This window comes from Bartonella doshiae NCTC 12862 = ATCC 700133 (assembly GCF_000278155.1).
Taxonomy (GTDB): Bacteria; Pseudomonadota; Alphaproteobacteria; order Rhizobiales; family Rhizobiaceae; genus Bartonella; species Bartonella doshiae.
Genome location: NZ_JH725095.1, coordinates 174,323 through 189,007, shown reverse-complemented (window position 1 = coordinate 189,007; position 14,685 = coordinate 174,323). Strand labels below are relative to the sequence as shown.

The window sequence follows — 14,685 nt, the reverse complement described above, 5'->3', positions numbered from 1 at the left end:
AAATAAGGGAATAGAGATTGTAAAAAAAGAAAATACTAAAGATTACTTGAGAATACTATGGAGTGCATAAACGCGTAATGAAGCCGAAAGATTTATTTGTTGTGGTCTTTTACTATCAATATCAGTGATAAGAAAGGCTAAAGATTGACCTTTTTTGTGTGCAACAGCTTTAAGAATATCCAGAAACGGTTGTTCTAAAGATACGCTTGTTGCATGTCCATCAATTCGAACAGATATCTTACGCACAATTGCTTCTGACCAATCAATAGAATCAATAATATGCATTTTTTCTACTCTTGTTCATTGTTCAATAAGCGATTTTGATCAAGAAATTTATGAGCTTTTAAAGCTTCTTTTTGTTCAAAGCGTTTTTCAGTTTTTGTTCTTCCAAAGCGATAACGATTCTCTTCTGCATGAATAGCTTGGTCTGTACGCTTTTTTCGTTTGCGAAATTGGCGGAGGTTAATTAGTTCAGTCATGAGAAAATTATTTATTTTTTTCGGAAAGAATCTAAAGAAACAACATCGGCACTTTGTTTACTATCATTGTTTGAGGACTCCTTCTTGCTACTAAGATCTTGTTCTTTTGTGAGCGTTTTTTCTTTTTTATGTTTTTCTGACAGGATAAGAGGTGTGCTTGATGAAGTATTCTCTGAATTTTCACTTTCTCTAGAGGTGAGATTTGAGGGAAGGTCAAATGCAGCTTCAAATGCAGCTACAGGATCATAGAATACCTGGATTGACGTGAAAGGAATTACCAACTTTTCGGTAACTTCTTTAAATGAGAGAGTTACTTCAAAAGCTGTTTCTGATACGCTTAAATCTCTAAATTGATGTTGCAAAACTATTGTCATTTGCTCTGGATAACGACTTTTAAGCCGAGTAGAGATTTTAATTCCTGGTGCATTTGTCAAAAAAGTAATAAAAAAATGGTGATTTCCTGGAAGACCTGCTTTGGCAACCTCTGATAAAACTTTACGGATAACTCCACGGAGCGCCTCCTGAACGAGGATATCGTAGCGGATTTGATCTTGAACCATCGAAGTTTTTTCCTCTTGTTTCACGTAGCAGATGAATATGCATAATATTGTGCAATGAAATGCTTTTTTAAGCTAGCAATATTTTAGTTACAATGCACTTAAATTAATCAAAAAAGTATGAAATTTTATGATAAATTATGTCTGAAAATCAATTAAATAATATTTATAAAAGTGAAGGCTTCTGTTGCCAGGTGCCTCCAAACCCCGCTTAAACCTGCGACGGCTTAAGACTTAATTTGAAGCATTCACACCACCTTAAGCGGCGAGACGTGCTTCCGCATAGTTGTCATTTGCAACTACTCATTTAGCCCGATAACGGTGGTACAATGCCGAGTAAAAGAGCGATCTTTACACCCTTGTCGATCCTATTTCGCCCCCACCAAAATATGATCAAAAGAAATCATACTTTGGTGGAGGCGCCGGGTACCGCCCCCGGGTCCAATAGGTTTATTTCACCGTCCATTTATTACCATAGCTGATAAACCAGCTCTTTAAATATAGATGAAGAACAGTCTTTCGAAAAGGGGGGGGTTGTTAATATTTTAAATCCTCTAATTATTTAGAGGCTATATGGTGCAGTTGTAGAATACAGCTGCCAATTTTTGGAGAGGAGATGTCGCAAAATGACAAATGATCTAGCAGATATTAAATTATATGATCCAAATCCTGATGAAGCAGCAATAGAACGGCTCAGTCACCGTTTAGCTTTGGTGATGAAACAGCGAGATGCATCATTAGTTGCTACGTCAGATCCAAAAGAATTAGAACGTGTTGAAAAATGGGTTCAGGATGTATTAGATGCTGATGAAAAAAGTGCTAAAATAGCTGTTGCAAAAGTTGCAGATATGATGTCTGAAGATCGGAGAAAAAGTCGTATGACTTTTTATTATTTGGTTGCTAGACAATTAAATGCGCTTCATAAAATTTAAATATTATTAAAGCTGCATGTTTATGCATCCATTATAAAAAAGCCCATTTTTGGGCTTTTTTATTTTTATATAGACAGTTTAATGAATCTCATTTTGAAGATATCCTCCTTTGCTCATATCCGGTACAAAGAGAAGCGCTATGAATGCCATAATTATTACAGCAGTTATGTAAAAGTAAAAGAGAGATTCGTGTCCTATATTTTTTAATCCAAGTGCTACATATTCAGCAGAACCACCAAATATTGCATTGCCAATAGCGTGGGAAAAACTAACACCTAGCGCTCGTACTGAAGCGGGGAACATGGCTGATTTTACGACACCAGAGATGGATGTATACATACTCATAATACAAAGCAGTCCAATAATGACCGATAGAGCAACCCATGTATTATGTGTGTTCCCGATCAATATCAGTCCAGGAAATGTAAAGAGAGCTGAGAGGATACTCTAAATGATGAGCAGAGTTTTTGTTCCAATTTTATCGGCTAGGAAACCAAAAAGGGGTTGAAATAGTATGAACACAAAGAGCGCAACAGTCATTATTGTTGTAGCTGTGTGTTTGTCAAATCCGGTGGTTGTGATCAGATATTTTTGCATATAAGTTGTACAAGTATAAAATGTAAGAGATCCTCCAGATGCAAAGCAAGCAATTGCCAAAAAGGCTTTTCTGTGTTTTGTGAGGAGTTCCTTAAGACTACCAGTATGTTTTTTAGAGCGGCTTTCTTTTGTTGTTGTTTCATGGAGTGAGCGACAGAGATAAATTGCAATTATTGCTCCTAGTCCACCAATCGCGAAAGGAATACGCCAACCCCACGTTTTTAACTGATCTTCAGTGAGGTATAGTGCCAAAATAAATATAATAAAACTGGCAAGAAGTTGACCCGTAATAAGTGTAGCAGATTGGAAAGAGGCAAAAAGACCGCGATGATTTTTAAGGGCAACTTCACTCATATAAGTTGCTGCTGTACCATATTCACCACCCGCTGAAAGGCCTTGCATCATTCTGACTAAAAGAAGAAGAACTGCTGCTGTTACTCCAATAGTTTCGTAGGTGGGAAGTATGGCAATGATAAAAGAGCCGCCACACATCATAAAAATAGAAATGAGCATTGAGCGTTTACGTCCATAGCGATCAGCAATAAATCCAAAAAGCCAACCACCAATTGGACGCATAAGAAAGCCAATAAAAAAGATTCCTGCAGTTTTTAACAGTTGTGTAACGATATCGCCATTTGAAGGGAAGAATTGTGATGCAAAGTAAATAGATGTAAATGAATAAACATAAAAATCATACCATTCTACGAGATTTCCTGATGCACTGGATATGATAGCAAAAATACGTTTTTTAGTATCATCTGGGGTTAAAGCTGTTGCATTTTTCATTGAGTTATCCCCTTTTTGTTTTTGTAATTTATTTTTTATTTTAAATTTTTTACGCTCCCTATAATTACAATTTAGGTTTTTATTACCAAAATCCAATTGTATCATGGTAATTCTTCATAAAAGCTTCTTAGAACACCTTTCTTTACTTTATATTTCTGTACGTTAAAGGTATTATTTTTATAATTGGGGAAAGAGTTGTACTGATCACATCGGCTTTCAAAGACTTACAGAATGCATTGAAAAATAGGCCTAAGATGTCTTGGATTTTAATGAGGAGAGTTTTAAAATAACCGTTTCAAAAATTCAGAGATGATATTTATAGTTTGTGTACAAATTGTATGATTTTATACTTTTGTTGAAAGCTAAATGTTTATGCATCCATTATAAAAAAGCCCAATTTTTGGGCTTTTTTATCTGTAGAAAGTTTAATAATTCTGGTTTTCTTTATCGAGATATCCTCCTTTATTTATATCTGGCATAAGGAGAATCGCGATAAAAGCAATGACCATCATACCAACTATGTAAAAAAAGAAAACAGATTCGTATCCCATATTTTTTAATCCGAGCGCTACATATTCAGCAGAACCGCCAAATAGTGCATTCCCAATGGCAAAAGCAAATCCAACACCAATTGCGCGGATTGAGGCTGGGAACAATTCTGCTTTTATGATACCAGCAATGGACGTATAAAAACTCATAATACAGAGTATTCCAATGATGATTAAGAATGCTGCCCATGCATTATGGGAATTCCCAATCATTTTAAGTACAGGAATGGTGCAGATAATGGATAAGGTACTCCAACTAATGAGTGAAGCTCTTGCTCCAATTTTATCGGCTATGGAACCAAAAACGGGTTGGAGTAGCACAAAAATAAAGAGGGCGGCAGTCATTATCGTTGTTGCGGTTTGTTTATCAAAGCCCGTGGTTGTGATCAGATATTTTTGCATATAAGTGGTGTATGTATAAAATGTGAGTGATCCACCAGCTGTAAAGCCAACAATCAAAAAGAAAGCTTTTTTATGATTGCGAAAAAGTTCTCTAAGACTACCAGAATGTTGTTCAGAGCGGCTTTTGCGGGTTGTTGTTTCATGGAGAAAACTACGCAGATAAATTGCAACAATTGCTCCAAAACCACCAATGACAAAAGGAATACGCCAGCCCCACGCTTTTAACTGATCTTCAGTAAGGTAAAGGGATAAAATAAATATTATAAAACTTGCGAGAAGTTGACCTGTGATCGTTGTTGCATATTGAAAAGAAGCAAAGAGCCCACGGCGATTTTTGGGTGCAACTTCGCTCATATAAGTTGCTGCTGTACCATATTCACCGCCAACGGAAAGTCCTTGAAACATGCGGACTAAAAGGAGGAGAAATGCTGCTGTTATTCCCAAGGTTTTATAAGTAGGAAGTATGGCAATGAGAAAAGAGCCACCACACATCATAAAAACAGAAATAAGCATTGAGCGTTTACGTCCATAACGATCCGCAATGAATCCAAAGAGCCATGCTCCAATTGGACGCATAAGAAAGCCAATAAAAAAGATTCCTGCAGTTTTTAACAGTTGTGTAACGATATCTTCATCTTCAGGAAAAAATTGTGATGCAAAATAAACCGATGCAAAGGAGTAAGCATAAAAATCGTACCATTCTACCAGATTTCCTGATGCACTGGATATGATAGCAAAAATACGTTTCCTTGTATCATGTGGATCTAAAGTTGTTTGATTATTCATGAAGTATTCCCCTTTTAGATTTATAACTTTTCTTCTCTTTAAAGTTGTTTATAGTTTAAGCCATAAAAATTCAATCATATTGCGATGTTTCTTTAAAAAAGGGAGGGGTGAAGCGGCTTATTTCCATGATGTTTGCAGTTTTTATTTTTGTCATAGAACAAAAACGGTGCTCATATTTATAGGAAGGTATGTTTTGATTTTTATTGTATCTTTAACGGTGTCATTGATCATTCAGATTAGAAAGGGGTGTTGAGAGAGGATTGATTGGTGATAATAGATGCGGTTTAATTTCCATTATTAGACAAATAAGGAAACGATGTTTTGCTTATTTTTGATAAAGAAAAGAGGACCTTAATTAAAACAGATCTGATGTTTTTCAAGCTAAGTATAATGGATTTATTACTATCATGAAAAATATACGGTCATAACATGGGATAATTTATTCATCATGGTTCATATCAAAGAAGAGGATATCGCTCCTTTATGATACGAGAGATGTTTATGATATGAAAGGCGTGTCTATAATAGATTGTAAATATTTATTTTACAGTATTATCATAATCAAGAAGCCCGAAAAATCGGGATTCTTGATTTAGTTTAGAAAATTTAATGGATACTATCACCTTGAAGATAACCCTCTTTCCGGGCATCGGGCATTAAGAGAACAGAAATGAATGCAATAATCATCATGCCGGTTATATAAAAATAGAAGACAGATTCATATCCAAGATCTTTTAATCCAAGCGCGACATATTCAGCAGAACCGCCAAACAGTGCGTTGGCAATAGCATAAGAGAGTCCAACTCCCATTGCCCGCACTGAAGCGGGAAACATTTCTGATTTTACAATGCCAGAGATGGATGTATAAAAGCTCATAATGCAGAGCATTCCAATAATGACTGATAAAGCAATCCATGTACTATCAGTACTACCAATCACATTAAGTCCAGGAATGGTAAAGATAATAGATAGGACACTCCAAATAAGGAGTGAAGTTCTTGTTCCAATTTTATCAGCCATAAAACCAAATGCAGGTTGAAGTAACATGAAAACAAAGAGCGCAGCAGTCATAACAGTTGTGGCTGTATGTTTATCAAAGCCGGTGGTTGTAATCAGATATTTCTGCATGTAAGTCGTATAGGTGTAGAATGTGAGTGATCCTCCAGCGGTAAAGCCGATAACTAGAAAAAAAGCTTTTCGGTGGTTGCTTAGAAGTCCTCTAATACTACCAGCTTGTGCACTAGAACGACTTTCTTTGGTCGTTGTCTCATGGAGCGTGCGGCGTAGATAAACCGCAACAATTGCTCCTAGTCCACCAATGGCAAATGGAATACGCCAGCCCCATGCTTTTAGCTGATCTTCAGTGAGATAAAGTGCTAAAATGAATATAACAAGACTAGCTAGAAGTTGACCACCAATCAGTGTGGTGTATTGGAAAGAGCTAAAAAATCCTCGGCGATTTTTGAGGGCGATTTCGCTCATATAAGTTGCTGTTGTACCATATTCACCACCGACAGAAAGCCCCTGAAGCATTCTGAGCAAAAGTAAAAGAATTCCCGCTGCTACTCCAATGGTTTCATAGGTAGGGAGTAGGGCGATTAAGAACGAACCACCACACATCATAAAAACAGAGATAAGCATTGAGCGTTTGCGTCCGTAACGATCGGCAATGAAGCCAAAAAGCCATCCGCCGATTGGGCGCATAAGAAAACCAATAGCAAAGACACCAGCAGCCATTAAAAGTTGCGTAACGACATTGCCTTCTGAGGGAAAAAATTGTGATGCAAAGTAAATGGATGTAAAGGAATAAACATAAAAGTCATACCATTCTACTAGATTACCTGATGCACTGGACACGATAGCCCAGATACGTTTTCTTGTATCATGTGGTGCTAAAGTTGGTTCATTCTCCATAAATTTATCCCTTTTATGATTATACCTAACTTGTTTCTTTTAAAATTTATTTACGATTTGATTCATCAAAATGCAATCGTATAATAATGATTTCCTATAAAAGATGTTTAGGAGGAGGATTTTTTGAATTGTATTTTTATAAATTTTGAAGTTTTTATTTCCTGTAACGTTAAGAATCAACCATAATATTTATATGAAAATCTATCTTGATCTTTTATCGCATGTTTTAAATAACGGCATTGATCGTATGGATCGTACCGGTGTTGGGACGCGATCAGTTTTTGGATATCAGATGCGATTTGATTTGCAAGCCGGATTTCCATTGTTGACAACGAAGAAATTGCATTTACGTTCGATTATTTATGAGCTGTTATGGTTTCTTAGAGGTGATACAAATGTGGGATGGTTGAAGGAACGTGGTGTATCAATTTGGGATGAGTGGGCTGATGAGAAAGGGAACCTTGGTCCTATTTATGGCTATCAATGGCGTTCTTGGCCAAATCCTGGAGGGCATCCTATTGATCAAATAAGTGATCTTTTGACTATGATTAAAGAAACGCCTGACTCTCGTCGTTTGATTGTGTCCGCGTGGAATCCTGCATTGATAAAGGAAATGGCTTTACCTCCTTGTCATTGTTTTTTTCAATTTTACGTTGCTGATGGTACGTTATCTTGTCAGCTTTATCAGCGTTCAGCAGATATTTTCTTGGGTGTTCCATTCAATATTGCTTCTTATGCATTGTTAACAATGATGATTGCGCAGGTGAGTGGGCTGAAAATAGGCGAATTTATTCATACTCTTGGTGATGCTCACCTTTATTCCAATCATTTTGAGCAGGCGAAATGTCAGTTGTCTCGTACACCAAATACTTTACCGTTGATGCTTATAAATTCTGCGGTAAAAGATCTTTTTTCTTTTAAATTTGAGGATTTTGAATTACTTAATTATGAAGCACAGTCACATATCAAGGCACCGGTAGCAATATGAGTTTTCCAATTTATTTGATTGCTGCTGTTGCAGAAAATGGTGTTATTGGTCGTGAGGGGGCAATGCCTTGGCACCTCGCGACAGATTTGCAGCGCTTTAAGGCTTTAACTTTCGCTAAACCTGTTATTATGGGACGAAAAACTTGGGAATCTCTTGGTCGTCCTTTACCAGGGCGTACAAATATTGTTATTACCCGTAATCATGCTTTTACAGCTGAAGGTGCTGTTGTCGCTCATTCTTTATCTCAGGCTTGCTCTATTGCAAAAAAGGTGGCCTTTCAAAATGGTGCGGATGCAGTTTTCATTATTGGCGGTGGTGAAATTTTTCAACAAGGATTGAGCATTGCTGACAAAATATTTCTTACAGAAGTCTTAGCTTCCATTGAAGGCGATAGTTTTTTTCCTGTTTTTGATAAAGAAAAGTGGACTATTGTGCAAACACAATATATCCCAGAAGGAGATAAAGACAGTCATCCTACACGCTTTGTAGTTTATGAACGAGAATAATCGTTTATTATTAGTGAAAGGAGTTTGTTAAATATATCATAATCAGAGAAAAGACTTCTTAGAAAATCAAGTGAATAGTATTCAGTTAGAAAAGAGGTGACGATGCCCTGGACAAATCAAAATGGCAATAGCCCATGGGGTGGTGATAGAAATAAAATTGGTGGTGACAAGAAAACTCCGACTAAGAATATTTTCAGTTCTGGTGGCAATAACGGTGGTAGTAATCACCACAACATTGATGATATTTTGCGAAAAGGGCAGGATCAGTTTAAACAATTTGGTGGGGGTGGTCTTGTTATTCTGTCACTTCTGCTTGCAGTGTTTTTTTTATTGTATCAGTCTTTTTATATCGTGCAGCAGAATGAACAAGCAGTGGAGTTGCGTTTTGGTATCCCTAAAGCGGGGATTATTGGCGATGGTTTGCATTTTCATTTTTGGCCAATAGAAACCTATATGAAATTGCCTTTAACAGAAAAAACAATCGCAATTGGTGGGCAGTCTGGTCAAAAACAACAAAGCGAAGGCTTGATGCTTTCAAGTGATCAGAATATTGTTAATGTTAATTTTTCTGTTTACTATCGGATTGCGCGTCCAGGGCAATTTTTATTTAATGTAAATGATCAGGAAGGCACAGTACGTCAGGTTGCTGAGAGTGCAATGCGTGAAGTTATTGGCTCTCGTCCAGTTGATGATGTCTTACGCGATAAGAAAGAAGAAGTTGCTGATGATGTCAGAAAGATTATCCAGTTGACTGTAGATAAATATCAGCTTGGTGTTGAAATAAGTCGTGTATCGATTAGTGAGGCTGCTCCCCCTACGAAAGTTGCCGCTGCATTTAATTCTGTTCAGCAGGCAGAGCAGGAACGTGGGCGAATGATTGAAGAGGGAAATCGTGTACGTTTTACTAAAATTGGTTTAGCAAATGGTGAGGCTTCCCGTACACGGGAAATTGCAAAGGGTGAAAAGGCACAAACAGTTGAAGAAGCAACAGGGCGTGCTGAGCGTTTTCAGGCTATAGCACGCGAGGCTGCAATATCACCAGAAGCGTCCCGTTATCGTCTCTATATGGAGACAATGGGGCGTATTCTTTCTTCGCCAAATAAGTTGGTTTTTGATCAAGCAAATTCTCCAGTGGTGCCTTATTTACCCTTGAACGAGTTGTTGCGTAGTCATACATCAGAAAAAATGAAGACGACATCAAAGCGTTCTGCACCATTATTAGATACTAACATTTCTGGAGGACGCTAGTTATGCAGCAATCTCGGTTCTGGTTTATTTTTAGTGTTATCATTGTTATACTGATGACCTTTTGGATGGCTATTTTTATTGTCTATCCTCGTCAGCAAGTAGCAATTAAGCGCTTTGGGCAAATTGTGAAAGTAGAACCTAATCCTGGTATTTATTTTAAGGTTCCTTTTTTGGATAAGATGGTTGTTATAGATAACCGGTTGTTACGTTATGATGTTCCTACACAATCTGTGCAAGTTCGTGGTGGTGCTTATTATGAAGTAGATGCGTTCTTTATTTATCGTATTACAGATCCTAAGTTGTTTTTACAGCGCATTGCCTCAGGGCGGCCGCAAATTGCTGCGCGTGAAAATCTCGCACCGCGTTTTATTGATGCTTTGCGTGCCGTTTATGGTAAGCGAGAATTTAAAGCAGCTTTATCGGATGAACGGGGAGCGATGATGGCTGAAGTTCAGCGACAGTTTTCAGTGGATGCTGGTTCATTAGGTATTACTATTATTGATGTACGTATTCGCAAAACCGATTTGACCGATGCTGTTTCAGAAGATGTTTATAGGCAAATGGCAGCTGAACGTGAGGCTGCTGCAGAAAATATTCGTGCTCGTGGTCAGCAGGAACGCGATCGTATTATAGCAGAAGCTAATCGTGAATATGAAGAAATCGTAGCAGCTGCAAAGCGTGATGCTGAAATTACTCGTGGTGAAGGTCAAGCTGAAAGTATTCGTATTTTACTGAATGCAAGAGAAATTAATCCCTCCTTTTACGATTTTTGGTTGGCAATGGAACAATACAAAAATTTGGAACGCATTCCTATGGTGATTTCACCAAATGAGGACTTCTTTTTCTATTTCCGTCATCCGTTGCAAGTAAATAAAAAATTTCCACCTGCGATGAATAATAGTATCAATAAGACTGGTCCAAAATTTATGGCAGAGTAAGTGAAATCATAGAGTGTGGTTATGAACTCATGAGGAGGTGTAAGCTGTAGCCGTTTTCTTCCTGATGAAGGTGGTATAATATTCCACTATACCGATTCTCATAGATAAATTTTGCTGTTCTTTGCAACATTGTCAAAGACACATGGGTAAGAATATTATGGGTAAAAATACTTTTATGAAGCGCTTTACCGTGAAAATTGCTGTGTGTATGGTTTTGTGTCTGCTAGGACCAAGCAGTTGGTCTTGGGGGGGGGCTTCAGAAAATACACTCCTTTCCATTCCAGATCTAGCTTCTAAGCTTTTGGAGACAGTTGTAAATATTTCCACAACACAGACAGTTGATGGGAACGAACAGGATGAAAACACTTCTGTCCCTGTTATTTCAGAGGATTCATTGCTACAAGAATATTTTAGTGATTTTTTTACACCAAAAGATGGTCAAAAAGGGAGCCAATTTCAAAAGGTGCGTTCTTTAGGTTCCGGTTTTGTCATTGATGCACAAAAGGGGCTTATCGTTACAAATTACCATGTTATCGTTGATGCTGATGATATTGAGGTTAATTTCACCGATGGGACAAAACTGAAAGCAAAATTGCTTGGAAAGGATAGCAAAACTGATTTGGCACTGCTGCAAGTGGATGCAGGATATAAAAAATTAAAAGCCGTGCGTTTTGGTGATTCAGAAAGGGTACGCATTGGTGATTGGGTTATGGCTATCGGTAATCCTTATGGTTTTGGTGGAAGTGTAACAGTTGGTATTGTTTCTGCACGTAATCGTGATCTCAATGCTGGTCCTTATGATAATTTTATTCAGACAGATGCTGCGATTAACCGAGGCAATTCTGGAGGTCCGTTATTTGATAGAAAGGGTGAGGTGATCGGGATTAATACAGCGATTATTTCACCTTCTGGGGGGTCGATTGGTATTGGTTTTGCTATACCATCGGATATGGCTCTTTCTGTTATCAATCAATTACGTGATTTTGGAGAAATTAGGCGTGGTTGGTTGGCTATTCATATTCAACCAGTGACAGAGGATATTGCAAAAAGTTTAAAATTAGACAATGCGATGGGAGCATTAGTTGCGGGAAAAATAGAACATGCTGAGGTAGATAATAGTCAGCTACAGGTTGGAGATATCATTCTTTATTTTGGTAAATTCCAAATTAAGAATGCTCGTGATTTGCCGCGTTTAGTAGCAGAAAGTCCAGCAGGAAAAGTAGTGGATATTACAGTCTTGCGCAATGGAAAAGAAAAAGCAGTAAAAGTTAAACTAGGGCGTTTGGTTGAAACAGATGTAAATGAAAATACAGAAGAAGAATCTGATGATAAGGAAAGTGGTGCTGTATCAAAAAATGCAACAATGCAATTTATGGGTATGACGTTATCTGAACTTACAGATGATTTGCGTCAGCGATATTCCATTACTGACAAGCTTCGGGGATTGGTTGTGACATCTGTTGCACAGAATAGCATGGCGGATAAAAAGCGTATTCGCATTGGTGACGTGATTGTTGATATCAATCAAAGTGCTGTTACGACAATTGATGAGGTGAAAAAACGTTTTCATAAATTACGTGAAGCTGGACGCAAAAATGCTTTATTCATTGTTGCGCATCCAGATGGAAAGTTGCGAGTTGTTACGATTCCAATGGATGGTAGTTAATGCTAATTGAACTAATAGTTTGTCGTATTTGTAAGAGATTTTCTGATTATTGATTCTGCAATATTTTTCTGATTATTACTCCTAATTTTTGGGAGTTTCTTATTAATGTAAGGGCAAGTTTTTACGATCAACACTTCTTATGTCAAAGAGATGTCATATTGTCATTTCTCTAACCAAAAAGTGTTTTCGATTGTGATACTGTTGCTCTTGAATTTTCTATATGTGTTGCTGCTAATTTTTTTAATCCATGTGGCTGATTTTTAAATGCCAGTTTGGTTCTATGCTTTTAAAATATGTGTTCAAATTTTACCACAAATGAATATTTCATCGTCAGTAGGAGTATTTTTAAGAATTTCTGCTCATTTTGGTAAAATAAGAAGAAAGACATCCGTTTGGAATTTATTTTTTTGTCTTGAGATGAATGATATTATCTTTTGCGTCTTTCCAGCCAATACGCACACCCACCGCACATCCCCCATATAATTTTACTGTGGCGCATGATTTTTTTATAAAATAAGAGGCATGATTTTAATATAGCAACTTTACATCTTAGAAGGTAAAGCTCCGTAATGTTTATTCTTGGGCAAATTTAATAATTTATCAGGTTCTTTAAGAAGTAAGAAAATACGCAGTGATTTTGAATGCTTTGAAAGTAGATTGATGAAGACAGTGTGCATTAAAGGATATACACTTAAGGACGATAATGAAGCAGATGCTTTAACAATTTCATATTTAATAAAAGGAAAAAAAGATCAAACACGTCAACTAAATTACCTTGTATGAGTTTTTATCATGATAGATTAATATTTTTGAATATGTATTTCATCATTTATGCCTTTATGATCATTCTTAAAGTATGCGAAAAATAATCATTTACTTTTGGGATCTTTCAAGATGATAATGAGAGAAAAATTTTTATGAGGAAAACCAGTCATTTATTGGTATTTTTTGCATTTTGTTTTGTAGTTGATAGAAAAAACCGTTGCAAGGAATATGGAATGCATCATGGGAAGAAAGATGTATACTATAAAGAAAAATAGCCATCTATATTGATATAAAAGATAAAAATGTTTGATTTTGTAGGCTAAGTTAAGCATTATTTTTTACGATTGTACAGAGTGTATTTGTTAATAATGGTTTCATTGAGAGATTTTTTATATTCTCACAAAATAATGAAAAAGTTTCTGCCTTTTCTTGAAGGATGATAGCAAGAAATGAATGTTTTTAGAGCTTTTTGCATTGTTATTGTGTTCATTTTTCTTCTTTCAGTATAGAGGTTCTGCGTGTATTTTTTCTTTGAAGTTATTCATGTTTGTTACAATAAATTGTTGATTGGTGGATTAAAGGTTTTTTATTTGTGACACAGAGGACGATTACATTGATAGCTGGACCTACTGCGAGTGGAAAATCCACACTTGCATTACAAATGGCTCAAGAAAAAAATGCTATCATCATTAATACTGATTCTATGCAGATTTATAATGTTTTGCATATCTTAACGGCGCGACCAACAGATGCTGATATTGCCGTTGTTCCACATTATCTCTACGGTTATGTGAATCCTAGTTTGCATTATTCAGTAGGGCAATGGTTGTGTGATGTTAAGAGGCTTTTAAATAGCTTTTCAACAAAATCACTTATTTTTGTTGGTGGAACAGGACTTTATTTTCGAGCTCTTTTAGAAGGAATTGCAGAAATTCCTCATATTCCAGATGTTGTGCGGCAAAAATGGCGATTTAGACTTGATAAAGAAGGTGCTGAAAGCCTTTATCTTCAGTTATTACAAATCGATGCTGTTCTTGCTGAAAAAATTTCTTCACAAGATGGTCAGCGTATTGTACGTGCTTTGGAAGTTTATGATGCAACTGGTAAGATGCTCAGTTGGTGGCAGAAGAAAAAAACTTTTCCTCTTATTTCACCAGATTGTGTAGAAAAAATCCTTCTTATGCCACCACGGCAACAGCTTTACGAACGTATTCATAAGCGGTTAGACTTTATGCTTGAAATGGGAGCTTTAGAAGAGGTTGTTGCCATGAAGAAGTTGATGCTTTCTCCTTTATTACCAGCGATGAAGGCTATTGGTATGCCTGAGTTTGTGGCGTATTTGGATGGAGCTATAAGTTTTGATACTGCTCTTGAAACAGTGAAAATACAAACAAGGAGATATGCGAAAAGGCAGATGACATGGTTTCGTCATCAGTTTGATGAAAAATGGATGCACGTTTCTTTATAAAAGAACTGTAGAATCTGAAAAACAATTTAGAAAAAACAAGATTGTTGTAAATGAGAAGTCTTTAGGAATATAAGATAATTTTTGATTGACGAATAGCACTGATAG

General features: G+C 36.7%; 12 protein-coding genes, 1 other RNA gene and 2 pseudogenes. 7 read left to right on the top strand and 8 right to left on the bottom strand.

What is annotated here, in order from left to right:
• Nucleotides 1-42 precede the first annotated feature (42 nt).
• The 4 genes from MCS_RS03780 to ssrA form a co-directional block, all read right to left on the bottom strand.
• Nucleotides 43-285, bottom strand: coding sequence for a ribbon-helix-helix domain-containing protein (locus tag MCS_RS03780; RefSeq protein ID WP_004855833.1), 243 nt, complete (start codon nt 283-285; stop codon nt 43-45).
• A 5-nt stretch (nt 286-290) separates the two neighbouring features.
• Nucleotides 291-479 carry a DUF4169 family protein gene (locus tag MCS_RS03775; protein ID WP_004855832.1) on the bottom strand — a complete coding sequence of 63 codons (189 nt, stop codon included), beginning with the start codon at nt 477-479 and terminating at the stop codon, nt 291-293.
• Between the two features lie 11 nt (nt 480-490).
• On the bottom strand, nt 491-1,039 hold the full coding sequence (locus MCS_RS03770) for an SspB family protein (protein WP_004855831.1): 549 nt from the start codon (nt 1,037-1,039) through the stop codon (nt 491-493).
• Between the two features lie 170 nt (nt 1,040-1,209).
• Nucleotides 1,210-1,566, bottom strand: a transfer-messenger RNA (tmRNA) gene (ssrA, locus tag MCS_RS08085).
• 96 nt (nt 1,567-1,662) lie between these two features.
• Between ssrA and MCS_RS03765 the strand changes: the two genes are divergently transcribed.
• Nucleotides 1,663-1,968, top strand: a complete 306-nt coding sequence (locus MCS_RS03765) for a DUF2853 family protein (RefSeq protein ID WP_004855830.1) — start codon at nt 1,663-1,665, stop codon at nt 1,966-1,968.
• Between the two features lie 78 nt (nt 1,969-2,046).
• Here MCS_RS03765 and MCS_RS03760 read toward each other — a convergent pair.
• The 3 genes and pseudogenes from MCS_RS03760 to MCS_RS03750 all read right to left on the bottom strand — a co-directional run bounded on the left by MCS_RS03760 (nt 2,047) and on the right by MCS_RS03750 (nt 7,001).
• A pseudogene (locus tag MCS_RS03760) lies at nt 2,047-3,351 on the bottom strand (MFS family transporter).
• A 425-nt stretch (nt 3,352-3,776) separates the two neighbouring features.
• Nucleotides 3,777-5,087, bottom strand: coding sequence for an MFS family transporter (locus tag MCS_RS03755; RefSeq protein WP_004855824.1), 1,311 nt, complete (start codon nt 5,085-5,087; stop codon nt 3,777-3,779).
• Between the two features lie 606 nt (nt 5,088-5,693).
• Nucleotides 5,694-7,001 (bottom strand): MFS family transporter, encoded by a 1,308-nt coding sequence (locus MCS_RS03750; protein ID WP_004855822.1) that lies wholly within the window; start codon nt 6,999-7,001, stop codon nt 5,694-5,696.
• A gap of 193 nt (nt 7,002-7,194) precedes the next feature.
• Between MCS_RS03750 and MCS_RS03745 the strand changes: the two genes are divergently transcribed.
• The 5 genes from MCS_RS03745 (at nt 7,195) to MCS_RS03725 (ending at nt 12,347) form a co-directional block, all read left to right on the top strand.
• Entirely contained in the window at nt 7,195-7,989 is a 795-nt protein-coding gene (locus MCS_RS03745; RefSeq protein ID WP_004855821.1) for a thymidylate synthase, read from the top strand.
• Entirely contained in the window at nt 7,986-8,495 is a 510-nt protein-coding gene (locus tag MCS_RS03740) for a dihydrofolate reductase (protein WP_004855820.1), read from the top strand. The genes MCS_RS03745 and MCS_RS03740 overlap by 4 nt, the downstream gene beginning before the upstream one ends.
• A gap of 102 nt (nt 8,496-8,597) precedes the next feature.
• A complete protein-coding gene (hflK, locus tag MCS_RS03735) occupies nt 8,598-9,743 on the top strand; it encodes an FtsH protease activity modulator HflK (RefSeq protein ID WP_004855818.1) in 1,146 nt (381 codons plus the stop codon).
• Between the two features lie 2 nt (nt 9,744-9,745).
• The gene (hflC, locus tag MCS_RS03730) at nt 9,746-10,681 is read left to right on the top strand and encodes a protease modulator HflC (protein WP_004855815.1); all 936 of its coding nucleotides are present in this window, start codon (nt 9,746-9,748) and stop codon (nt 10,679-10,681) included.
• A gap of 142 nt (nt 10,682-10,823) precedes the next feature.
• Entirely contained in the window at nt 10,824-12,347 is a 1,524-nt protein-coding gene (locus MCS_RS03725) for a Do family serine endopeptidase (protein WP_004855814.1), read from the top strand.
• A gap of 172 nt (nt 12,348-12,519) precedes the next feature.
• Here the strand turns inward: MCS_RS03725 and MCS_RS08655 are convergent.
• Nucleotides 12,520-12,836, bottom strand: a pseudogene (locus MCS_RS08655) (tyrosine-type recombinase/integrase); the annotation flags it as partial.
• Between the two features lie 868 nt (nt 12,837-13,704).
• Here MCS_RS08655 and miaA point away from each other — a divergent pair.
• Nucleotides 13,705-14,580, top strand: a complete 876-nt coding sequence (gene miaA / locus MCS_RS03720) for a tRNA (adenosine(37)-N6)-dimethylallyltransferase MiaA (protein ID WP_004855811.1) — start codon at nt 13,705-13,707, stop codon at nt 14,578-14,580.
• Nucleotides 14,581-14,685 lie beyond the last annotated feature (105 nt).